At 64.4% G+C, this 20,483-nt stretch carries 21 protein-coding genes; 8 read left to right on the top strand and 13 right to left on the bottom strand.

Annotated features, from left to right (window positions below; all coding sequences use genetic code 11):
- Positions 1 to 75 precede the first annotated feature (75 nt).
- The gene (locus ACK41V_RS00305; RefSeq protein WP_409776155.1) at positions 76 to 1,968 is read right to left on the bottom strand and encodes a propionate--CoA ligase; all 1,893 of its coding nucleotides are present in this window, start codon (positions 1,966 to 1,968) and stop codon (positions 76 to 78) included.
- A 314-nt stretch (positions 1,969 to 2,282) separates the two neighbouring features.
- Here ACK41V_RS00305 and ACK41V_RS00300 point away from each other — a divergent pair, with 314 nt between their 5' ends.
- Genes ACK41V_RS00300 through ACK41V_RS00290 form a run of 3 tightly spaced genes read left to right on the top strand, consistent with a single transcriptional unit; the run spans position 2,283 to position 5,584 of the window.
- Complete coding sequence (locus ACK41V_RS00300; RefSeq protein WP_409776153.1) at positions 2,283 to 3,251, top strand: chromate resistance protein ChrB domain-containing protein; 969 nt, start codon at positions 2,283 to 2,285, stop codon at positions 3,249 to 3,251.
- Positions 3,248 to 4,621, top strand: coding sequence for a chromate efflux transporter (gene chrA, locus ACK41V_RS00295; protein WP_409776151.1), 1,374 nt, complete (start codon positions 3,248 to 3,250; stop codon positions 4,619 to 4,621). The genes ACK41V_RS00300 and chrA overlap by 4 nt, the downstream gene beginning before the upstream one ends.
- A 36-nt stretch (positions 4,622 to 4,657) precedes the next feature.
- Positions 4,658 to 5,584: a Fe-Mn family superoxide dismutase gene (locus ACK41V_RS00290; RefSeq protein WP_409776148.1), complete on the top strand. Its 927-nt coding sequence runs from the start codon at positions 4,658 to 4,660 to the stop codon at positions 5,582 to 5,584.
- Between the two features lie 336 nt (positions 5,585 to 5,920).
- On the opposite strand, the gene ACK41V_RS00285 is transcribed toward ACK41V_RS00290, so the two are convergent.
- The 4 genes from ACK41V_RS00285 to ACK41V_RS00270 form a co-directional block, all read right to left on the bottom strand.
- The gene (locus tag ACK41V_RS00285) at positions 5,921 to 6,550 is read right to left on the bottom strand and encodes a hypothetical protein (RefSeq protein ID WP_409776145.1); all 630 of its coding nucleotides are present in this window, start codon (positions 6,548 to 6,550) and stop codon (positions 5,921 to 5,923) included.
- A gap of 179 nt (positions 6,551 to 6,729) precedes the next feature.
- Positions 6,730 to 7,917: a hypothetical protein gene (locus ACK41V_RS00280; protein WP_409776142.1), complete on the bottom strand. Its 1,188-nt coding sequence runs from the start codon at positions 7,915 to 7,917 to the stop codon at positions 6,730 to 6,732.
- A 253-nt stretch (positions 7,918 to 8,170) separates the two neighbouring features.
- Positions 8,171 to 8,779: an isochorismatase family protein gene (locus ACK41V_RS00275; protein ID WP_409776139.1), complete on the bottom strand. Its 609-nt coding sequence runs from the start codon at positions 8,777 to 8,779 to the stop codon at positions 8,171 to 8,173.
- A 168-nt stretch (positions 8,780 to 8,947) separates the two neighbouring features.
- Positions 8,948 to 10,066: a PQQ-dependent sugar dehydrogenase gene (locus ACK41V_RS00270; protein WP_409776446.1), complete on the bottom strand. Its 1,119-nt coding sequence runs from the start codon at positions 10,064 to 10,066 to the stop codon at positions 8,948 to 8,950.
- Positions 10,067 to 10,324: 258 nt separating this feature from the next.
- Here ACK41V_RS00270 and ACK41V_RS00265 point away from each other — a divergent pair, with 258 nt between their 5' ends.
- Positions 10,325 to 10,915, top strand: a complete 591-nt coding sequence (locus ACK41V_RS00265) for a C40 family peptidase (protein ID WP_409776136.1) — start codon at positions 10,325 to 10,327, stop codon at positions 10,913 to 10,915.
- 38 nt (positions 10,916 to 10,953) lie between these two features.
- On the opposite strand, the gene ACK41V_RS00260 is transcribed toward ACK41V_RS00265, so the two are convergent.
- Positions 10,954 to 11,334, bottom strand: coding sequence for a hypothetical protein (locus ACK41V_RS00260; protein ID WP_409776133.1), 381 nt, complete (start codon positions 11,332 to 11,334; stop codon positions 10,954 to 10,956).
- A gap of 150 nt (positions 11,335 to 11,484) precedes the next feature.
- Here ACK41V_RS00260 and ACK41V_RS00255 point away from each other — a divergent pair, with 150 nt between their 5' ends.
- The 3 genes from ACK41V_RS00255 to ACK41V_RS00245 all read left to right on the top strand — a co-directional run bounded on the left by ACK41V_RS00255 (position 11,485) and on the right by ACK41V_RS00245 (position 13,167).
- Positions 11,485 to 12,165: an adenylate/guanylate cyclase domain-containing protein gene (locus ACK41V_RS00255; RefSeq protein WP_409776130.1), complete on the top strand. Its 681-nt coding sequence runs from the start codon at positions 11,485 to 11,487 to the stop codon at positions 12,163 to 12,165.
- A gap of 148 nt (positions 12,166 to 12,313) precedes the next feature.
- Complete coding sequence (locus tag ACK41V_RS00250) at positions 12,314 to 12,562, top strand: GlsB/YeaQ/YmgE family stress response membrane protein (protein ID WP_409776127.1); 249 nt, start codon at positions 12,314 to 12,316, stop codon at positions 12,560 to 12,562.
- Between the two features lie 68 nt (positions 12,563 to 12,630).
- A complete protein-coding gene (locus ACK41V_RS00245; RefSeq protein WP_409776124.1) occupies positions 12,631 to 13,167 on the top strand; it encodes a hypothetical protein in 537 nt (178 codons plus the stop codon).
- Between the two features lie 104 nt (positions 13,168 to 13,271).
- Here ACK41V_RS00245 and ACK41V_RS00240 read toward each other — a convergent pair whose 3' ends face one another.
- The 4 genes from ACK41V_RS00240 to coxB are packed head-to-tail and all read right to left on the bottom strand — an operon-like array spanning position 13,272 to position 17,738.
- Positions 13,272 to 14,111: a cytochrome c oxidase assembly protein gene (locus ACK41V_RS00240; protein WP_409776121.1), complete on the bottom strand. Its 840-nt coding sequence runs from the start codon at positions 14,109 to 14,111 to the stop codon at positions 13,272 to 13,274.
- Positions 14,102 to 14,461 carry a hypothetical protein gene (locus tag ACK41V_RS00235; RefSeq protein ID WP_409776119.1) on the bottom strand — a complete coding sequence of 120 codons (360 nt, stop codon included), beginning with the start codon at positions 14,459 to 14,461 and terminating at the stop codon, positions 14,102 to 14,104. Before ACK41V_RS00235 ends, ACK41V_RS00240 begins: the two co-directional genes overlap by 10 nt.
- Entirely contained in the window at positions 14,458 to 16,968 is a 2,511-nt protein-coding gene (ctaD, locus tag ACK41V_RS00230; RefSeq protein ID WP_409776118.1) for a cytochrome c oxidase subunit I, read from the bottom strand. Before ctaD ends, ACK41V_RS00235 begins: the two co-directional genes overlap by 4 nt.
- Positions 16,969 to 17,027: 59 nt before the next feature.
- A complete protein-coding gene (coxB, locus tag ACK41V_RS00225; RefSeq protein ID WP_409776116.1) occupies positions 17,028 to 17,738 on the bottom strand; it encodes a cytochrome c oxidase subunit II in 711 nt (236 codons plus the stop codon).
- Positions 17,739 to 17,771: 33 nt separating this feature from the next.
- Here coxB and ACK41V_RS00220 point away from each other — a divergent pair, with 33 nt between their 5' ends.
- Positions 17,772 to 18,236: a DUF2231 domain-containing protein gene (locus ACK41V_RS00220; protein WP_409776113.1), complete on the top strand. Its 465-nt coding sequence runs from the start codon at positions 17,772 to 17,774 to the stop codon at positions 18,234 to 18,236.
- A gap of 62 nt (positions 18,237 to 18,298) precedes the next feature.
- Here the strand turns inward: ACK41V_RS00220 and ACK41V_RS00215 are convergent, their stop codons facing one another.
- The 3 genes from ACK41V_RS00215 to ACK41V_RS00205 all read right to left on the bottom strand — a co-directional run bounded on the left by ACK41V_RS00215 (position 18,299) and on the right by ACK41V_RS00205 (position 20,480).
- On the bottom strand, positions 18,299 to 18,712 hold the full coding sequence (locus ACK41V_RS00215; RefSeq protein WP_409776110.1) for a CopD family protein: 414 nt from the start codon (positions 18,710 to 18,712) through the stop codon (positions 18,299 to 18,301).
- A 190-nt stretch (positions 18,713 to 18,902) separates the two neighbouring features.
- Positions 18,903 to 19,928: a Bug family tripartite tricarboxylate transporter substrate binding protein gene (locus ACK41V_RS00210; RefSeq protein WP_409776107.1), complete on the bottom strand. Its 1,026-nt coding sequence runs from the start codon at positions 19,926 to 19,928 to the stop codon at positions 18,903 to 18,905.
- 78 nt (positions 19,929 to 20,006) lie between these two features.
- The gene (locus tag ACK41V_RS00205; RefSeq protein ID WP_409776104.1) at positions 20,007 to 20,480 is read right to left on the bottom strand and encodes a DUF3237 domain-containing protein; all 474 of its coding nucleotides are present in this window, start codon (positions 20,478 to 20,480) and stop codon (positions 20,007 to 20,009) included.
- Positions 20,481 to 20,483 lie beyond the last annotated feature (3 nt).

Genomic DNA, 20,483 nt, shown 5'->3' with positions numbered 1-20,483 from the left:
AGCTTCTGATTTGGTAGCAAATTCACCCGCTGGATACCCTGCTGGCCTCCGAACGGCGCAGCTCTGAAGCGCCGGTTACCCTACCAAATCCTTGACCTGTTGCAGCGCAGCCGGGTCTTCCATCGTCGTCAGATCGCCGGGGTCGCGCCGTTCGGCCACCGCCTGCAATGCACGGCGCAGCAGCTTGCCGCTGCGGGTCTTGGGCAGCACGGTCACAAAGTACACCCGCGACGGGCGGGCCACGGCGCCCAGCTGGTTGTCCACCTGCTTCATCACCTCGCCTTCGAACTTGAGGCGGGCGGCATCTGAATCGAGCCCTGAGGCATCGCGCGCCACCGCAAATGCCATGGCGACTTGGCCCTTCAAGCTGTCGGCCACGCCCACCACGGCCACTTCGGCGATGTTGGGGTGCGACGAGATGCTTTCTTCGATCTCTCGCGTGCCCAGGCGGTGACCCGCCACGTTGATCACGTCATCGGTGCGGCCCAGGATGAAGTGGTAGCCGTCGGCATCGCGGATGCCCCAGTCGAAGGTGCTGTAGACCAGGCGGCCGGGGATGCTCTTCCAGTAGGTGTTCACAAACCGCGCATCGTCGCGCCACACGGTTTGCATGCAGCCGGGGGGCAGCGGGCCTTCGATGGCGACCACGCCCTTCTGGTGGGCGCCGATCAGCTCTTCGCCGTTGCTTTCGTCGATCAGCTTGACGTGGTAGCCGTACATGGCTTTGCCCGGGCTGCCGAAGCGCGTGGTCTGTTGTTCCACCCCGTTGGCCAGGGTCAGGATGGGCCAGCCGGTTTCGGTCTGCCAGTAGTTGTCGATGATGGGCACGCCCAGCGCGTCGCTGATCCATTGCGCCGTGGGCTCGTCCAGCGGCTCGCCCGCCAGCCACAGGGCCTTGAGTGTCTTGACGTTGTATTTCTTGAGCCAGCTCGCGTCCTGCTTCTTGAGCACCCGTACCGCCGTGGGGGCCGAGAACATGTGGGTAACCTGGTACTTCTCCACGATGCTCCACCACACGCCCGCGTCGGGCCGCGTGGGCAGGCCTTCGTACATGATGGTGGTCATCCCCGCGATCAGCGGGCCGTAGACGATGTAGCTGTGGCCCACCACCCAGCCAATATCACTCGTCGCAAAGTAGGTGTCGCCCGCTTTGGCATCAAAGATGTGCTTCATGCTGGCAGCCAGCGCCACGGTGTAGCCGCCCGTGTCGCGCTGCACGCCCTTGGGCTTGCCGGTGGTTCCGCTGGTGTACAGCGTGTAGCTGGGGTGGGTGGATTCGACCCATTCGCAGGGCACCACCGTGTTCAGGTGCTTCTCGCGCAGCGCTGCCCAGTCGTGGTCGCGGCCTGGTTGCAGGTGCATGGGCGCCAGGCCCCGGTTCACCATCAGCACGGCGGTGGGCTTGTGTTTGGACAGGGCAATGGCCTCGTCCAGCAGCGGCTTGTAGGGCACCACCTTGCCGCCGCGCGACCCGGCATCGGCGCTGACCACGGCCACCGGCTCGGCGTCTTCAATGCGCGAGGCCAGCGAGCCCGAGGCAAAGCCGCCAAACACCACCGAATGCAGCGCGCCAATGCGCACGCAGGCCAGCATGGCAAACGCGGCCTCGGCAATCATGGGCATATAGATGAGCACGCGGTCGCCCTTTTTCACGCCCAGGCCCCGCAGCACCGCCGCCATGCGTTGCACCTCGGCGTGCAGCTCCGCGAACGTGTAGCTGCGCTCAGTGTCGGTTTCGGTGGAGATCGCGATCAGTGCGGGCTGGCTGGCACGCGTGGCCAGGTGCCGGTCGACCGCGTTGTGGCACAGGTTGGTGGTGCCGCCCACAAACCATTTGGCAAACGGCGGGTTGCTGTAGTCGCACACCTGCTGGGGCGGGGTGTGCCAGTCGATCAGTTGGGCCTGCTCGCGCCAGAAGGCGTCAGGCTGGTCGATGGACTGGCGGTAGAAATCAGCGTAAGCGGTCATTGTGGGTGTCTCCTCGGCATCTCTCTCGCCCTGCCAAAACAGCAGGTTTTGAATTCATAATTATTCATAACGGGCTTGCGGCAAACTGACGCTGGCCTTTGTGTCGACCTGAATCAGCAGCAACGCTGGGCTGCAATGCCTGGGACAAAGCGGTTCTGGCACGCATTGCGCCAAGTCTTGCGGGCCGCTTGTGCCTTTCTCCGTGGTGCTCCCTTGTATGACCAGAAGCAGCCGGTGCGCAAGGATTCTTTGGTGACAACGATTGTTGAAATAGACATATCTATTTCAATATTCAACGCATATACTTCAAATCCATGTGGTCCACCCTCATCATGACGCTGCCCACGCAGCCCAACGCCGTGCGGCTGCGCATCTGGCGCAATCTCAAAGCACTGGGCTGCGCCGCCCTGCGCGACGGCGCCTACCTGCTGCCTGAAGAACATGCGGGCCTGCTGGCGCCCATCGCCGCCGAGGTGCGCGAACACGGCGGCACGGCCATGCTGCTGACGCTGACCGCCCCTGACAACGCGCAGCGCCAGGAGATCGAAGCGCTGTTCGACCGCACCGAAGCCTTCACGCAGTGGCGCAACACAGCCACCGCCTTGCAGGCAGAACTGGCACAGATCACCGAAACCGAAGCACGCCGCCGCCTGCGCAGCGTTGCAGACGCGCTGCACTCGCTGCACCGCACCGACTACTACCCCAGCGGCGCCGCGGCGCAGGCCGATGCCGACCTGTCCACCCTGCGGCAGGCACTGGACGCCAACTTCTCGCGCGGAGAGCCCGCCGCCCTGCCCGCCCATGGCATCACACGCCTTCACACCGTCCAATTCCAGAACCAGCGCTGGGCCACACGCGCCCGGCCCTGGGTGGACCGCCTGGCCTGCGCCTGGCTGATCCGCCGCTTTATCGACCCGGGCGCGCGGTTCGTATGGCTGGCCGATCCGGCATCACCGCCTGCCGATGTCCTGGGCTTTGACTTTGACGGCGCCCGGTTCACCCACGTGGGTGCCCTGGTGACCTTTGAGGTGCTGATCGCCAGCTTCGGGCTGGAGGCCGACCACCGGCTGCAGCGCCTGGCCCGCGCCGTGCACTACCTGGACACGGGCGGCATGCCCGTGCCCGAGGCAGCAGGGCTGGAGGCCGTGCTGGCCGGCCTGCGCGAAGTGCATGCCGATGACGATGCGCTCACCCAGGCCGCGGCGCAAGTGTTCGACGCCTTGTATGCCGTGCCGACCGCCCTCCCATCCTCACAGGCCCCGCTGCCCAGCACCGCACCATGACCACCCCCACTTCTGCGAACGCCGCCTCCGCCCTGGACCGCCCGGCCCCCGTGGGCTTTGGCGAGGCCTTCCTGTTCTGGCTCAAGCTCGGTTTCATCAGCTTTGGCGGGCCTGCGGGGCAGATCGCGATCATGCACACCGAGCTGGTGGAGCGCCGCCGCTGGATCAGTGAAAAGCGCTTTCTGCACGCCCTCAACTACTGCATGCTGCTGCCCGGCCCCGAGGCGCAGCAGCTGGCCACCTACATCGGCTGGCTCATGCACCGCACCTGGGGTGGCATCGTGGCCGGGGCGCTGTTTGTGCTGCCCTCACTGTTCATCCTGATCGCGCTGTCGTGGGTGTACCTGCGGTTTGGCGATGTGCCAGTGGTAGCGGGCATCTTCTATGGCATCAAACCCGCCGTGACGGCGCTGGTGCTGCATGCGGCCCACCGCATCGGCACGCGGGCGCTCAAGAACGGCTGGATGTGGGGCATTGCGGCTGCGTCCTTTGTGGCCATCTTTGCGCTCAACACCCCCTTCCCGGCCATCGTGCTGGCCGCCGGGCTGATCGGCTACTTTGGCGCACAACGCTGGCCTGCCGTGTTTGCGCTGGGGGGCGGCCACGCCAACGGCAACAAAGGTTACGGCCCCGCGTTGATCGACGACGACACGCCCACACCTGCCCACGCCCGCTTCTCCCGCAGCCACCTGGCCAAGGTGCTGGCGGCCGGGCTGGTGCTGTGGCTGGCGGCCATGGCCGTGCTGGTGGCCACGCAGGGCTGGCAGGGCACGCTCACGCAGATGGGCTGGTTTTTTACCAAGGCCGCGCTGCTGACCTTTGGCGGTGCCTATGCCGTGCTGCCCTATGTGTACCAAGGCGCGGTGGAGCAATACCAGTGGCTCAGCGGCCCGCAGATGATCGACGGCCTGGCGCTGGGCGAGACCACACCCGGCCCGCTGATCATGGTGGTGGCCTTCGTCGGCTTTGTGGGCGGCTGGCTGCAGCAGGTGTGGGGCCCAGATGCGCTGTTTGCAGGCGCTGCTGCCGCCGCCACGGTGGTTACGTTTGTGACCTTCCTGCCATCCTTCATCTTCATCCTGGCGGGCGGCCCGGTGGTGGAGGCCACCCACGGCAAGCTCGGTTTCACCGCGCCACTGTCGGCCATCACCGCCGCCGTGGTGGGCGTGATCCTGAACCTGGCGCTGTTTTTTGCCTACCACCTGCTGTGGCCGCAAGGCTTTGGCGGGACGTTCGATGCCGTGTCGGCTGTGATCGCCATCGCGGCGCTGGTGGCACTGTTCCGCTTCAAGACCGGTGTGATGCCTCTGCTGGGCATGTGCGCGGCGGCGGGGCTGGCGGTGACGTTTCTCAAACCCTGGCTTGCCTGAGCCGCCATTCAGTCACCCTCTCCCCGGAGCCCCGCCATGCAAGCACACCCCCAAGCCCTTCCTTTTGACCCGGCCAACTTGCTCGGGCTGTCTGAAAAACTGCTGCGCAGCCACCACCAGAACAACTATGGCGGTGCCGTGTCACGGCTCAACGTCATTCGGGCGCAGCTATCGGGGCTGGACTTTGCATCCGCGCCCGGCTTTGCACTCAACGGGCTCAAGCGCGAGGAACTGATTGCCAGCAACTCCATGCTGCTGCACGAGCTGTACTTCGCCAGCCTGGGCGGCCAGGGCGCGGCTCCCGCCCCGGGCATGGCGCTGGCCCTGGCGGCCAGCTTTGGCAGCCCGGAGCGCTGGCGCGAAGAATTCGTCGCCATGGGCAAGGCGCTGGGCGGCGGCTCGGGCTGGGTGCTGCTGGTGTTTCAGCCGCGCGAGGGCACGCTCGTCAACCAGTGGGCCAACGACCACACCCAGGCCGCCGCGGGTGGCGTGCCCATCCTCGCGCTGGACATGTATGAACACGCCTACCACCTGGACCACGGCGCAGCGGCGGGCGCGTATGTCGATGCCTTCATGGCCAACATCGACTGGGCTGCTGTGTACGAGCGCTACCAGCGCGCGGTCCACGCCGCCAGCGAAGGCTTGGAGGCATCGGTGCAAGACGCGCAGCAGGCACGCCATCGCATCGACGTGCGCCGCGCTGGTGTTTACGACGCGGCCACTACCATCCTGCCCAATGCACCCTGGCGCGACCCAGCGGTCATCGACGCCTGGGCCGGTGAGCTGCCCACCGACGAAGAGGTGGTCGTGTATTGCGTCTATGGCCACGAGGTCGGCCGTTGCACTGCGTTGCGCCTGCGTGCCGCAGGCATCAAGGCGCGTTTTCTGCAAGGGGGCATCGACGGCTGGGTCGCGGCGGGACAGCCGGTGCAGTTAAAAGCGTCTGCATTGCCCACTGGTTGAGCCGGGACTGACTGGGCACTACGTTCACGGCTTTGCAAAGTTGCTGAAAATGATAGCTAGAAGCGCTTTGTGGATAAGCGCTAGAGGCCAAAAACACTTGATTTCTTAAATGCCTCAGATTTGCCCCCCCAAACCGTTCGGGCTGAGCTTGTCGAAGCCAGGCCGCTTTCTGCGAACAGCCCTTCGACAGGGCGAACGGTCTATCTGAGGCAGGTACCCAACCAAAAAACACTCACATATCTACTGACACCCCCATGCGCAGCGATGCTCGGCATTGGACCCATTCAATCCGCCGGAACATTGCCTTACGCAGAGGCGACCGCAACCTCTACCCTCTCACGATGCCGGTTCAGCCACCGCCCGGGTGCGCAGCCTGCGCTCATAGGACTCCCGCTCGCTGAAAGCCACAATGCGCCGCCCGCGGTATTGCGCGTATTCGTCGACAAAGGCCTGCACGCTGGCGTACGGCCCTGCGATGTGGCCCGGGCGTTTGGAGTCGGCAAAAAAGTAATGCTGCCCGCCCCGTTCGAACGACACCAGCCAGTGGCGGCGCAGCGTGTTGCCGCGCACGGAGACGGGGTCGAACTCGATCATCAGGTAGCGCGGCTGCACGGCGGGTTGCAGGGTTTGTAGCGTCTCCAGCGCAAATCGGGCCAGGTCCACACACACGCCGCTGGGGGCTGCAAAAAAGGCGTCGGGCGCCACGATGGGCATGCGGCCGTTGGCCTGGCGCTGCGTCTCAGACAGCTGCATCGCGCGGTCGGTGTCGTACCGGAACCGCGCGCCAATCCAGGCGTTGATGTCTTCTGGGCTCTGCCAGCGCTGCAGTGCTTCGTTGTACGTCGGCGCGTCGATGAAAGGGCCACGCGGGGCGAACGCCGCCTCGGGGGCGTCGGAGCTGGGGTCAACGGCCTGCGGGACTGCACTGCAGCCACTGAGCGCCGTCGCCGCGGTTAGCGTCGCCAATGCCAGCCATGCACACGACGCAAAGAACGACCGCCGTGCTCTTCCAGGCGCCGTACTGCGAAAGTTGCCCCAAAAAGCAGAAATAGAAAAACGTCTCAGCATGAAAAAAACCACCTTGTTGTGCTGCCAAGCATAGGCTTTGGGCGCTAGGAGCCTGTAGATAGATACCCCGCGCTACCTCAATCCGCTGCCCCACCCCACCGCGCTGGGTCCGGCGCCCAGCCGTCGTTGTCGACCATGTCCAGTAACGCCCCCACACTGCGCCCCAGGTCGATGGACAACACCTCGACCGCCGCTTGTGCCCCGACATCGCGGCGTTGTGCGATGGTCACAAAAGCGGTAAACGCTGCCCAGTCGCGCGCCATGTGGTCCACCAGAATGCGGGCCAGCTCGTACGACAGCAGGTTGCCGTCGTCGGTGCGCTGAAACGACGTGCCCGCCCAGAACTCCTGCATGCGCTCGGGCGTCCAGAAGCGCTGGTGCAGGTGGTGCAGCTGCGCGGGGGTGTGCTGTGCCGGTGGCGCGCCCTTCAGGCGGCGCTCGGTGTTGACGGCCAGACCCTCGTCCAGCCAGGTGGGCAGGTGCAGGTGGGCCAGCGCGTTGTGTGTCATCTCGTGCGCAATCACCGGTTCGATGTTGGCCAGGTCGGCCGCCACCACCACAAAATGCGGACAGCCGAAGTGGATGAACATGCCGCCGCTGCGCGCAAACTCGCCGTCCTCGCCGTAGAACTGCGCGACGTAGTGGTAGTAGGTGTCCTCATCTTGCAGCACCAGCAGGATGCTTTTTTCTGCCACAGGGAAATGCGCCATGCCCGCCAGCAGCCGGTCGATGCGCTGGCGCGTGGTGGTCACATAACGCGCGGTGGCGCGGGCCACCGACGGATCGAGCGGCGACAGGATGAAACAGTCCGCCCCTTCGTGCAGGTGCATGTGCGTGCCGAGCGCATCGCGCAGGTGCAGCAGCCAGGCGCGGCGGCCCTGGTTCAGGGCGTCGGCCACGGCCTCTGGCGTGCGATCGCCCGCGCCATGGGCCCAGGTGTCCAGCGCGGGCCAGTCCAGCTGCGGCAGATCCTGCGGGTTTTGCAGATGCGCCCGTACGTCAAAACCCGCACCGCCTGGCGCCTCCAGGTGCGCAGGGGCTGGCTCGGCGTCCCCTGCACCAGATTCTCCGGGCGCTGAAACTGCGGCGGACTGCAGGTGGGTCTTCACCAGCCACGCACCCAGAAACGGCAGCACCCACACGCCACCCATCAGCATCGCCTTGCGAAAGCCTTGCTCGCCGCTGCGCACCATCTGGCGGGTGGCCTGGACATTGATGACCAGCAACACCACGAGCAGAACCAGACCAATCAATTCAGGGGACATGGGTGAATGGGAGCCAGCAGCGCCAATGTGGGTGCCCTGAAAAAACTATGATTTTTATAGCTACTAGCGCTTGATGGATAAGCGCCAGAGGCCAAAAACACCTGATTATTTGCATGCCTCGGATTTGCCCCCAACCGTTCGGGCTGAGCTTGTCGAAGCCAGGGCGCTTTTGCGAAAAGCCCTTCGGCAGGCTCAGGGCGAACGGTCTATCTGAGGCAGGTACCTCAGCAGGCAAAAAGACTCAAAAAACTGCTTACTTGATCAAGCCCAGCACATCCTTGAACGCCGGGTGCTCGCAGCTGCCCAGCCATTCAAACGCCACCATCTCGGTGGTCACCAGCTCGGCGCCCGCGCCGGCCAGGCGGTCAAACGCTGCGTCGCGGTTGCGTTCGGTGCGCGAGCCGCAGGCGTCGGTCACCACCCACACTTCAAACTCGTCTTCCAACAGATCGAGCGCGGTTTGCAGCAGGCAGACATGGGCTTCGCAGCCTGCAATCACGATGGTGCCGCGCTCGTCGCCCTGGGCAGCGGCGGGTTTTTGCAGGTGTTTGGGCAGACTGCGCGCGTTGCCGCCCTGCTGGGGCTTGGCCGGTGGGCGCAGCCATTCGCCCAGGCCCTCTTCGGCGGCGCTGAAGTGCATCTTGGCCAGGGTTTTCTGGCACAGGGCGCGCAGCGCAGCGTCGTTGGCGCCCAGGCGCGAGGGGTTCTGTTCGGTGCCCCACACGGGCACCTCCAGCAAGCGGGCGATCTCGGCCAGGCGGCGGGCGTTGGCCAGCACGGCGGGGCCTTCAAAGATGGCGGGCATCAGGCGCTCCTGGTAATCGACCAGGACGAGTTGGGATTCGGTGGCGTCAAGCAGCATGGTGTGGTGAGTGGTTTGTGGGTGGGTCCGCCCGCTCGGTGGCGGTGTTCGGCGCGGTCGCGCATTGTCGCAGCCCGCGCTGCGGGTCGGCCCGCTTCACCCGCCGCTGGGGCAAACCCGGACCACCTCTCAGTGCACTTGCCAGCCCTTGAGACCGTGCACACGTCCTCAGTTCGGCTGCAAGCGCAGCAATCGCCCTTGTGGGCTGTCGGTCACCATATAGAGCAAGCCGTCGGGCCCCTGGCGCACGTCGCGAATGCGCTCACCGTTGCCTTGGAGCAGTTTTTCCTCGCGCTGCACCTTGCCGCCCGCCAGTTCCAGCCGGTGAAGCGTGCCGAACTTGAGCGATCCGACGAACAGGCTGCCCTGCCAGGCTGCGCCATACCGGGTGCTGGTCAAAAACGCCATGCCCGAAGGCGCAATCGACGGCACCCAGTGGTGCAGCGGCTGCTCCATACCGGCCTTGGCCGTGCCCTCGCCCAGTTTGCCGCCGCCGTAGTTCTCGCCGTAGGTGATCACCGGCCAGCCGTAGTTGCGGCCCGGCTGGGGTTGGTTGACCTCGTCGCCACCCTGGGGGCCGTGTTCATGCATCCACAGCTTGCCGTCGGGCGCGAGGGTGGCGCCCTGCGGGTTGCGGTGGCCGTAGCTCCAGATCTCGGGCAAGGCGCCGGGTTGTTTGGCAAACGGGTTGTCTGGTGGTGCGGCGCCGTCGGTGGTGATGCGGATGATCTTGCCGTGGTGGTTGTCCAGCTTTTGCGCGTCGTCCTTGCGGTGGTAGCGGTCACCCAGGGTCAGAAACAGATTGCCGTCCCCGGTCTGCACGATGCGGCAGCCAAAATGCAGTGCGCTTTCGACCTTGGGGCGCTGGCTGAAGAGGATATGCACGTTTTGCAAGCTGCGCGCATCGGCCGACAACGTTGCCCGCGCAAGCGCCGTGCTGTTGCCACCACCACCACCACCACCGCCTGCCGAAGCAGCGGGTTCAGAAAAGCAAAAGAAGATGCGGCGGTTGCGCGCAAAGTCCGTATCGGTCACCACGTCCAGCAAACCGCCCTGCCCGCCCGTCGCCACCGCGGGCAGGCCTGTCAGCGCGGGGCCAACCTGCCCGCTGGCGCTGACGGTGCGCATGCGGCCCCCCCGTTCGGTAACCAGAAACTGGCCGTCCGGCAGAAAGGCCAGAGCCCAAGGGTTCACCAGCCCGGTCGCGACAGGAACGAGTGAAACGGGCGCTGAAGCCGTGTTTTGAGCCACGCTGTTTGCAGTGGCGCCAATCGCTACCAAAAACATAGCTACTTGCGCTTTATTGGTAAGCGCCAGAGGCCATTTTCTTGCAAATTTCATGACAAATATCTCCGCCAGATGAGGGGTAAAGACCCGTGGATTGACACCCACCCGCCGTGGGCAAAACTGTGCGCCTCACAGCAAGCAATGCACTTGCGCCCAGCCTGCCTGCAAGCCCGCAATGCGGTTTATCTGAAGCAAATCAACAGCTTGCAATCGCGCCGGTTTTTGGTAAGTGAGCGTAGCGTGTTACCCTTCGCCCCCATGTCCCGATGGTTTTGTGTCCTTTTACTGGCCTGTGCCACCGCCGCCCAAGCTGCGCCCCAGGCGTCGACGCCTGACGAGTTTGATCGTTTTGTCGCCGACAAAGGCTTGCTGACACGGCTGGAAGACGCCAGTCACAAAGTCGCCGACAAGGTGGCTGACAAAGCCCATACCGTGGCCGACCAAGCCTCCCATTTGGTGGTCAACGCCATGGGATTTCTGGGTGTTCCGTACAAGCGTGGCGGCAACAGCGCCGACACCGGGTTTGACTGCAGCGGCTTTGTGCGCGCCATCTACGAGCAGACCGTAGGCCTGTTGCTCCCCCGCCGCGCCGACCAGCAGGCTGCGGCCACCCAGGTCATCGACAAAAAAGAACTTCAACCCGGCGACCTCGTGTTCTTCAACACCATGCGCCGCAATTTCAGCCACGTGGGCATTTACGTGGGCGATGGCAAATTCATTCACGCCCCGCGCAGCGGCGCACAGATCCGTGTGGAAGACATGGGCGTGTCCTATTGGGCACGCCGTTTCAACGGCGCGCGCCGCGTAGCCGCTTCAGCGGGCGAAGACACGGCCTCGGCCAAGCAGTAAGCGGTCAGCAGGTCGCTCGGCCCGCTCCGCTCCTCGCATTACTTTCGGATCTCGTACACCGTCTCGGTGCTGCGGATTGGCCCACCCACCACGTTGACTGGCCCTGCCGAAGGGTCGCGGAGCATGGCTTTGGCCGCAGCCATGTCGGCTTGGTAGCGTGATCGTGCCTGGGACTCGCACGCTCTGCGCTCTGCCGTCACCATCGCGCGGCACTCTTCCAGACTCACTTTGAGCCCGCCACCGGCTTCGCGGATGGCGGATTGGTAGCGCTGCTGTGGCGTCACATCGGGCACTGTGCCCCGCTGCAGCGAGGCTTCTTCGCTCTGCGCCAGTGCAACAGAGGGCGCAACGGCCAAACCGCCCAAAGCCAGCGCTGCGGCGAACACGAGGGAACTGCGGCTAAAAATGATTTTTGTCATGGGGTGCCTTTTCGGGTCGCTTGCGGGAGTGTGAGCGGCTGCAGCTTCAGCGTGCAGCCAATCAATCGGCCGATGATGGTCCAGCTTGGGGCCATAAGCCGCAAGCAGCTGCCGCGCTACGATGTCAGATACCTCCCACAAGCCGCCGCCATGCACGCCCCTACGCCCATGCCCGCTGACGTGAACTCGACACACCCCGCCTCCAACGCCCACAACAAGGCGTTCTTGCGGCAATTGCTGTCGCAACGCAACCAGGCACCGTCGAACGCTGCGGCGATTGATACGGCCATCGCGCAGGCGTTTGTGCGGGATGTCGCGATTCTGGTGCTGGACATGTGCGGCTTCTCGCGCATCACGCAAAGCCACGGCATCATCCATTTTCTGGCGATGATCCATCAAATGGAGCAGGCCGCCTGCCCCGCCATCACGGGGAACGGGGGCGAAGTCATCAAGCAGGAAGCCGACAACCTGTTCGCAGTTTTCAGCACGCCGGAGCAAGCCCTCGATGCGGCCCTGGACACGCTGCGAGCGCTCGACGCCATGAACGCCGTGTTGCCACCCGAGCGCGTACTGAACGTGAGCGCGGGCATTGGCTTTGGGCCCACGCTGGTGATCGCCAACGAAGACCTTTTCGGCGCAGAAATGAACTGTGCGTGCAAGCTGGGCGAAGACATTGCGGTAGCGGGCGAAATTTTGCTGACCAGCGCCGCGTACGCCGCGCTGCCAGCGGGCAGGTATGCATGCGCGTCCAGCCGCTACCAGGTGTCGGGACTGACACTGGACTCACACCGGTTTGAACGGTGCCTGTACAACCGTCCTCTGGGCCCTTGAATTGAGCGCAGCTCAGTCGCACAGCGGCTGCAAAACCATCCGCCGCATCGGACTGCGGGACGCCTTCTAAGGGTTTTGTCTGACAGGGGCGTGACCCCTTGATCCGTAAAGTGACTTCATCGTCATCACTACAAAAAAGGGAAACAACATGCTGTCACTGTTGGGAATGTTATTAATCGGTCTGGTGGTGGGGTTCATCGCACGGGCCGTCAAACCCGGAGATGACAAACTGGGTTGGATCATGACCTCGCTGTTGGGTGTGGCGGGGTCTTTTCTTGCCAGCTACGTGGGCATGGCCATGGGCTGGTACCAACAAGGTGACGCAGCGGGCTGGATTGCATCGGTGATCGGCGCCATTGTTCTGCTGGTACTTTTCAGCCTGATCAAAAGCAAGTGAAACCCCGTAGAAACCAGCGTCGAAAGACCGCGGCAACGGGAGCAACGAGGTACAAAGGGTAAAAAACCATGGTTGAATCCACGCCTTCGTTTGCCGGGGAAAACGCCAGCCGCGCGTCCGACGACCACATTCATTCAGCCAGGCAACGCAGCAACCGCCTTCTGCATCGGCGGGCTTTGGTAGCGGCTGTCGCGAGCGCTGTGCCAGTGCCCGGTCTGGATTGGGCGGTAGACGCAGCCCTGCTGTCGCGATTGTTGCCACAGATCAGCGCGGAGTTTGGTCTGTCGGCCGAGCAAATCGACCGCCTGGATCCGGGCGCACGCGAGCGCGTGCAAAAAGCGGTGGGTCTGGTGGGATCGGTGCTGATTGGCAAACTCATCACGCGGGACGTGGTTTTGCGGCTCGCGCAAACGGTGGGAGTGAGGCTTACCACCAAGCAGATCGCCAAATACGTGCCCCTTGCGGGGCAGGCGGTGTCTGCGGCTTTGGGCTATGCCATCTTGCGGTATTTGGGCAACCAACACATACGGGATTGCGAGAGCGTGTGCCGGGCAGCGCGACTGCAACCACCCACCTCCTCGGCTGCCCGAACAACTGGGACGTAAACGCCCTCAGAAGGCTCCATCGAACGCGTCAAGGCGCCCGATGCGTCGACTCGGACCGGCTGCAAGCCAAAAATCGCAGCCCACACCGCCCCCGATCGCCCACATCACGGGGACTTGCTCGTGTGTTCAGGCTGCGTGAACTTTGGAGGCAACGCCGTGCTTCCCAGCCAGCCAAAACCCACCCGCACGGCAGCCAATAGATAGACGACGCCGCCAGGAATCCACATCACCAAACCCGCAAGCTGCTGGTCCCACAGCTCGCGCGACTCGCCCGCATACAGCACCACGGGCGCAAAGGTCAGCAGTGCACCCAACAGGCCGGTGTGCATGACCGTAAACAACAGTGCCAACGTGGCCTGAACGGCCCCAGTCGTTCCCGGCCGCAATACCGACCACCAAAAGAGCCATCCGGTAAGAAGAAAACTGGCGTGCTCCAGCACATGCCAGCCGTTGGACAACACTGCTGCCATGTAAGGCCCCGGTGCATGCCATATCCAGATGGCGGCTGCGTGAAGCAGCGCGCAGGCCATGGGGCGGCGCGTGAGCCGCTGAACCCCGCGCCAGACCACATCCACCGACGGGCCCGCACAAGCGCGCCACTGTGGCAAGGGGCGCGCAAGCACCGCCAAGGGCGCAACCACGGTGATCAGCAACATGTGCTGCACCATGTGCCAGGCCGTACTGCTGCCCGCCATGTCGTCGAAAGGCCCGAACAACGCCAAGCCCGCGACCAACATGGCAGTGTGAAAGAGCGCCCGTCGGAGGGGTTCAGGTCGCCTGCGAATGGCTCCGAACAAATAGCCGAACCATGCGGCGACAAACAGGATTTGCGAGGCCCAGATGGGTGCGTGCGCCCCTTCGCCGGTCAACACGTTGCCGTGCGCAGCGGCTGGGCCCGCAGCCACCTCCAAGATGCCGACCGCGAACAGGCGCGCTAAATGCACGGCGCCAGCACCAGCAAGGGCAGCGCCACCACTACGGTAGACACCGCAGCCACACCATGCAGCACTGCCGCCGCTGACGCAAAAAACCGCTGTCGCACCACGCCCTGCTCTGCCCCCGCCAAGGCAGCCGCTGCGCGTGCCGACCGCCGTGCGGCCACCAGAAACCCCGCAGCGAACAACACCGTCAGGGCCAGCAGGGCACCGTTCACCCAGTTCCACGGCCCCGCTTGCGCAGGGGGCGGAGCCACCGCGCAAGCAACCGCCGAGCCGCCGTAAACAAGACACAGCCACACAAACCAGAGCGTCAGCCCGGTGAGCAATTGCGCCGGATGACCCTGACCAACCCTCATGCAGCCCCCGCCCGGAAAGCCAGTGGCAGCAGCGCCATCACCAGCCATGCCACCACCGCAGCACCCGTGGTGAAACGCCACCACAGCGCAACCACCAACGGCTCGTAAGGCGCATGCACGCCCACGTAGCCCAATCGCACCCGCCATGCCTGGAGCCCAGCCAACACCGTTGCCACCGCCGCATGCACAAGCAGGAAATACAGCGTAAATGTCAGCACCGCATCGTGTGCCAGCCGTGTGGGTTCCAGCGGGGCCAGCGCCAGCAGCGCAACCAGCCCTGCACTGGCACACGCCCCGAAGGCTGCCGCCAGGCCCAGGCGCGCGGCCAGGCCCGCCGCGCAGGCGGCTTTCAAGCCCGCCACCGCACGTTGCATGCACCAGGTGCCTGCGCCCAATACCACCGCGATGGCAGCCAGCGGCCAAACACCCAGGGGCGACTGGGCAGGTGGCTCCCAATGGGGGGCCACAGTCCACAGATAGACCCAGCCAAAAAGCAGCGACGTGAACAGCGCCGCATCCGCCAGCAAGGTCAACCCCATGCCCCACAGGCCGGGCCCGTCAAAAGTGCGCGAGTGCAGCTGGAGGCCCGCTGGCAGGTCATGCGCCTCGCCCGCCGCGGCAGCGGGATGCGCGCCGTTTTCCCACGACCATCGCAACAACACCACCACAGCGGCCAACGCCGCCCCGGCGGCGAACCCATACGCTTTGAGCAGCAAGAGAATGCACAGCAACGCCAGACACAAGCCCGCAATCAGTGGCCACCAGGAATTGCCCGGCAGATGAATGACCTCGCGCGGGCGCCCGGTGACCGGGTCGCTGCCCAGCGTTTCCCGCCGACCGTGGTGCGCACGGGGCAAGGCGTGCTGCCCGGCTGCAATCGTGTGCGGCAGGTTGGGGTCATCCCACAGCGGATGTCGGGTAGACAGCGGGGGCTGGCTGGCAAAGTTGTAAGAGCGTGGGGGTGTTCCGGAGGCCCACTCCAGCGTGTCAGCGCCCCAGGGATTGAGGGGTGCACGACGGCCTAACTTGAAATGCAACACGACATCCAGGATGACGGTAGCCACCCCAAAGGCCATGACAAAGCTGAAGATGGACGACACGAGGTTGGGAAGGTCCCAGCCCAGCCCGGCCTCGTAGGTGTAGACACGCCTGGGCATGCCCAGCAGCCCCGTCCAGTGCATCACCAGAAAGGTGCCGTTGAACCCGATGAAGCTCAACCAGAAACCCACCTTGGACAAGCGATCAAAAGGCATGCGACCGCTGAAATGCGGCAGCCAGTAATAAACACCCGCCACCAGCGGAAACAGCATGCCGCCGATCAACACATAGTGAAAATGCGCGACCACAAAATGGGTGTCGTGGACCTGCCAGTCAAACGGCACAAAAGCCAGCATCACGCCGGTCAAACCGCCCGCCACAAAGATGAACAAAAAGCCCGCCACCCACAGCATGGGCACAGACCAGACGGGCCGCCCGGTCCACAGCGTGGCAATCCACGCAAAAACCTGTACGCCCGTCGGTATGGCCACCAGCATGCTCGCCAATGAAAAGAAAGCCATCGCCATCGCCGGGATGCCGACCGCGAACATGTGGTGCACCCACAGCCCAAAGCTGAGAAAACCAATGCTCACCAGCGAGATCACCACCCAGCGGTAGCCCACCAGCGGGCGCCGCGCAAACACCGGCACGATGGTCGACACAATGCCCGCGGCGGGGATAAAGATGATGTAGACCTCCGGGTGGCCGAACAACCAGAAAAGGTGCTGCCAGAGCACGGCGTCCCCGCCGCGCGTCGGGTCAAAGAATGCCCATCCTGCAGCACGCTCCAGCTCCAGCAGCATCGAGCCGAGGATGAGTGGTGGGAAGCCCGTGATGATCATCATCGAGGTGACCAGCATCGCCCAGGCAAAAATGGGCATCTGGTGCAAAGCCATGCCCGCCGCCCGTGTGCGAAGGATGGACACCGCGATCTCGATGCCGGCCGCCATGGTGGATATCTCCACAAACGTCACCCCCAAGAGCCAGAAATCAGAGTTAAGCCCCGGCGAGTAATGGCTGCTGGACAGCGGCGTGTACATGAACCAGCCCGCGTCCGGTGCCAGCCCAAAAAGCAGGCTGCTCGTAAAAATGATGCCGCCAAACACGTAGCACCAATAGCCAAACGCCGACAGCCGAGGAAAGACCAGATCACGCGCGCCGAGCATCTTGGGCAGCAGATAGGCGGCCAGCCCCTGCAGGATGGGCACGGCAAACAGAAACATCATCATCGTGCCGTGCATGGTGAAAGCCTGGTTGTAGGCTTCCGACCCCATGAAAGTCTGCCCCGGGCGGGCCAACTGGGCGCGCAGCAGCATGCCCAGCAGCCCAGCCAGAAGAAAGAACACCCCTCCGGTCAGCAAAAATCGCGCGGCAATGCTGCTGTGGTTGACCATGCTCAGCGCGCGCCAGCCCGTGGGGTTGCCCCAGACGGCTTCGAACTCTGCGTGCAGGGCCTCTGGGTCGCTCACCGGCGGGTGCGCGGTCGTTGGGGTTGAAGGCTTAGACGGCGTAGAAGGCGTTGGATGGGTCATTGCGAAGCTGCTGCAGCAGGAGCGGAGACGGGAGCGGGCTGGCGTGAAGCTGCGGAGGCGAGCCAGGCCTCGAATTCGGCGGCTTCCATGGCAATCACCGTCATGGTCATGTGCGCATGGTCCCGGCCGCAAAACTCGGCACATTGGCCGCGGTAGACACCGGGTTTGTCGGCCTGCAGGCGCACGCGAAAGGTCCGCCCCGGAACGGCATCCAGCTTGCCGCCCAGCCGCGGTACCCAAAACGAATGAATCACATCTGCGCTGCCGGTCAGCACATCCACTGGCCGTCCGGCAGGGATGCGCATCTCGTTGCGCAGCGTCACACCGCTGGCCGGATAGGTTAGCTCCCACCACCACTGGTGCCCGATGGCCTGAATCTCCAGCGGCGCGGGTGCGTCGCGCAGGCCACCTGGCAAGGGCAACTGGTGCAGACCTGCAGGGGACCCGAACGCCACCAGCGCGGCAATGCTCACACCCGGCAACACCAGGCCACCCCACACCAGCCAACGCCGCTCCGAGCGTGCCCCATCAGGCTGCAGGGCTGACGTTGACGCAGCGCCGCGGCGCATTGCCAGCAGCCACGCAGCCACCACCCCAATAAGCACCAGCACCGCCACGGCAAACATCCACCACCACACCGTTGCAATGGCTTGCGCAGAGGGACCGGCCGGGTCCAGCGTGGATTGCGGCCCTTTGCAGCCCGCCACCGACAACACAACCAGCGCAGGCAGAATGACTGAATGAACCCGACACCCGAGCCCATCCTGAGCCGCGCCGCCATTGCTGGGCACCCGCTTCACCCCATGATGATTCACTTCCCTGTGGCGGCACTGATCGGGCTGGTGGCGGCCGATGGCGGCTTTGTCTACACCGGTGATCCCTTCTGGGCGCGGGCGGGTGTCTGGCTGGCCGGGGTGGGCGCCCTGGGCGGCTGGGGCGCCAGTCTGGCGGGTTTGGTGGATCTGTTGACGGTCGGGCGCATCCGACGCCTCATCACGGCCTGGGGACATGCCTTGATCGCGGTCATGATGCTGTCGCTGGCTACGCTCAACTGGATGCTGCGGCTGGGGGATGACCCCGGCGCGCTTGTCATGCCCTGGGGCCTGGGGTTGTCGATACTCACCGCCGGTTTTATCGGGCTTGCCGCCTACCTGGGCGGGCGACTGGTGTACGAACACGCAGTCGGCGTCGACACCAGCGAATAAGGGACCTCGCGTGCGTTGCGTGTGTCGGGTGCGGTAAGAAAGCCGTTTCGCGCGCGTTCGCATCAGAACGGCTTTCTCAGCACCAGCCAGGCCACCAGCGCAATGGCGGCCATGCTGAACACAGTGACTGCTGTGCAAAGGCCCGCCAGGCGGGTTTCGCCCCGTTCAGCCTTCAGCACCAAAAGACCACAGCTGGCATGCGCCAGCACCAATAGCCCCACCACGGCAAGCTTGGCAATCAGCCAGAGCGTGAGCGGCCCCATGAACACAAAGATGGCCGTGCCCGATGCAATGGCGATCAGCGCAGCGGGCGTGACCACCAGCATGAACAGGCTGCGAAGCAGCCGCTGGTGCGCGTGCTCGAACACAGGGGCCTGCCGCGACCCCGTGGCCGATGCGATCAGTGTGGGCAGGTACAGCAGGGTGCCGCACCAAACGATGACCGCGCTGATGTGCAACAGCTTCAGCCACGGCATCCGCAGGCTCCCCTGTGCCCGCGGGCGCTTGTTGTTTGACAGTCGTTTGGGGTTTTCGTCACGGTCCGCACAAGCTCTTTCATCATGGAGGTGTGGTGCCTTGCGGCCGTGACGATGATAAAGACGGTAGTCCCCCTTCCCGTCAATTGGCGAATCTGTCTTACGCGGCAGTCAAACGGCTCATTTCCCGTTAATCCGCCTTGAACCCCGTGGCGGCCACTGCTTTGCCCCAGGTCACCGTGTCGGCCGCAATGATTCGGCTGAACTCCTGCTGGCTGGTGCCTGTCACCCGAAAGCCCGCTTCTTCCATCTTGGCCTTGCCCTCTGGCGACTGCACGGCTTTCAGGATGTCTGCATTGAGCCGCGCAATGATCTCGGGCGGGGTCTTGGCAGGGGCGACGATGCCAAACCACGACGAAAACTCCAGGTTGGCGTAGCCCTGCTCCTTGATGGTGGGCACATCGGGCAGCGTGGGCGTGCGTGTGGCGCCGGTAGCGCCCAGCGCAACCAGCTTGCCCGTCTTGACCTGGGGCGCGGCCAGGCCCACGCTGGCAAACACGCCGTGCACATCCCCGCTGAACAACCCGCCCAAGGCGTCGGCGGTGTTCTTGTAATGCACTGGTTCGGGCTTGAGCTTGACAGCATCCCCAAACATGAAGGCGCCAAAATGGCCCGGGGTGCCCGCCCCAAAGGTGGCCAAAAACAAGCCCTTTTGCTGCTGGGTCCATTCCACAAACTCTTTGACATTGCGCGCAGGCACTTTTTGCGGGTTGACCAGCAGCACAAAGTCCGACGTGACGACCTGGCTTACCGCGGCAAAGTCCTTGGCCGGGTCGTACGGCAGCTTGTTGTAGCTGCTGGGAGCAATGCTGAGTTGGCCGGTTTCGCCCAGCATGATGGTGTAGCCGTCTGGCACAGCCCGTGCGGCCTCGCCCGCAGCAATCAAGCCGCCTGCACCGGGTTTGTTGTCCACGATCACGCCCAGGTTGCCCCAACCTTCAGACAACTTTTGCGCCAGCAAGCGCGCGACGATGTCTGGCCCTGTGCCAGCCGGGAAGCCCACGATGATGCGGACCGGCTTGTTGGGGTAGGCCGCACCGCCAGCGGTCTGTGCCTGCGCGGCTGCCCACGGTGTGGCCAGGGTGGCGGCCACAGCGGCGGCCAGCAGGGCGCGGCGCCCGTGGGATGCGAAGGGGGCGTTGAAAAGAGGCTTCATGTTTGTCTCCGGGTGGTTGTTGTGAAGGAAATCAAGAAAGGGAGAAAAGAAAGCAGGCAGGCAGGCAGCGAGTCAAACTCAAGCCAGTTCAAAGAACCGCATGGCGACGGCGTCCGGGTAGCGCGCGCCGGAGCCCACAAACATGCGTTCTGCGATCCAGCCCAGCGATGGCGATGCGGTCTCAAAACTTGGGCTGCACCGGAAATAGATGTGCGCCGGGTCCACCGGCTCGCCGCGCACCAGCCGCGCGATCAGCTCCGGCTGCCCCGAGCGCACCGCCCGGTTCTGCACATAGATGAAATCACCGCCATCGGTTTCAAGCACGTAGCGCGCATCCAGCTCAGAAAGCCGGTCGTTCACGATGAGCTGAAAATCCGCCCCCCCGGGCAATACCCGGGCGCTCCAGCCATCGCCCGTGGCTGTGCCGCCGGTGATGGGGATCAGCCTGCGCAGTCCATGGGCGGTCTGGCCCACCTCCTGCGGCACGCCCACCTGCACGCGCAGGTCGGCAAAGAATTTCAGGCGGGGTTCGGGCAGTGAAGGGTCGGACATGGG

Source organism: Acidovorax sp., assembly GCF_046291265.1.
Lineage (GTDB): Bacteria > Pseudomonadota > Gammaproteobacteria > Burkholderiales > Burkholderiaceae_C > Acidovorax.
The sequence above is the reverse complement of the archived record's forward strand: the minus strand, read 5'-3'. Positions and strand labels throughout refer to the sequence as shown.

Coding starts and splice junctions, on each gene's coding strand:
- ACK41V_RS00305 (WP_409776155.1), bottom strand. CDS start 1,968: ATGACCGCTTACGCTGATTTCTACCGCCAGTCCATCGACCAGCCTGAC.
- ACK41V_RS00300 (WP_409776153.1), top strand. CDS start 2,283: ATGTGGTCCACCCTCATCATGACGCTGCCCACGCAGCCCAACGCCGTG.
- chrA (WP_409776151.1), top strand. CDS start 3,248: ATGACCACCCCCACTTCTGCGAACGCCGCCTCCGCCCTGGACCGCCCG.
- ACK41V_RS00290 (WP_409776148.1), top strand. CDS start 4,658: ATGCAAGCACACCCCCAAGCCCTTCCTTTTGACCCGGCCAACTTGCTC.
- ACK41V_RS00280 (WP_409776142.1), bottom strand. CDS start 7,917: ATGTCCCCTGAATTGATTGGTCTGGTTCTGCTCGTGGTGTTGCTGGTC.
- ACK41V_RS00275 (WP_409776139.1), bottom strand. CDS start 8,779: ATGCTGCTTGACGCCACCGAATCCCAACTCGTCCTGGTCGATTACCAG.
- ACK41V_RS00270 (WP_409776446.1), bottom strand. CDS start 10,066: ATGTTTTTGGTAGCGATTGGCGCCACTGCAAACAGCGTGGCTCAAAAC.
- ACK41V_RS00265 (WP_409776136.1), top strand. CDS start 10,325: ATGTCCCGATGGTTTTGTGTCCTTTTACTGGCCTGTGCCACCGCCGCC.
- ACK41V_RS00260 (WP_409776133.1), bottom strand. CDS start 11,334: ATGACAAAAATCATTTTTAGCCGCAGTTCCCTCGTGTTCGCCGCAGCG.
- ACK41V_RS00255 (WP_409776130.1), top strand. CDS start 11,485: ATGCACGCCCCTACGCCCATGCCCGCTGACGTGAACTCGACACACCCC.
- ACK41V_RS00250 (WP_409776127.1), top strand. CDS start 12,314: ATGCTGTCACTGTTGGGAATGTTATTAATCGGTCTGGTGGTGGGGTTC.
- ACK41V_RS00245 (WP_409776124.1), top strand. CDS start 12,631: ATGGTTGAATCCACGCCTTCGTTTGCCGGGGAAAACGCCAGCCGCGCG.
- ACK41V_RS00235 (WP_409776119.1), bottom strand. CDS start 14,461: ATGAGGGTTGGTCAGGGTCATCCGGCGCAATTGCTCACCGGGCTGACG.
- ACK41V_RS00220 (WP_409776113.1), top strand. CDS start 17,772: ATGAACCCGACACCCGAGCCCATCCTGAGCCGCGCCGCCATTGCTGGG.
- ACK41V_RS00215 (WP_409776110.1), bottom strand. CDS start 18,712: ATGCCGTGGCTGAAGCTGTTGCACATCAGCGCGGTCATCGTTTGGTGC.
- ACK41V_RS00210 (WP_409776107.1), bottom strand. CDS start 19,928: ATGAAGCCTCTTTTCAACGCCCCCTTCGCATCCCACGGGCGCCGCGCC.
- ACK41V_RS00205 (WP_409776104.1), bottom strand. CDS start 20,480: ATGTCCGACCCTTCACTGCCCGAACCCCGCCTGAAATTCTTTGCCGAC.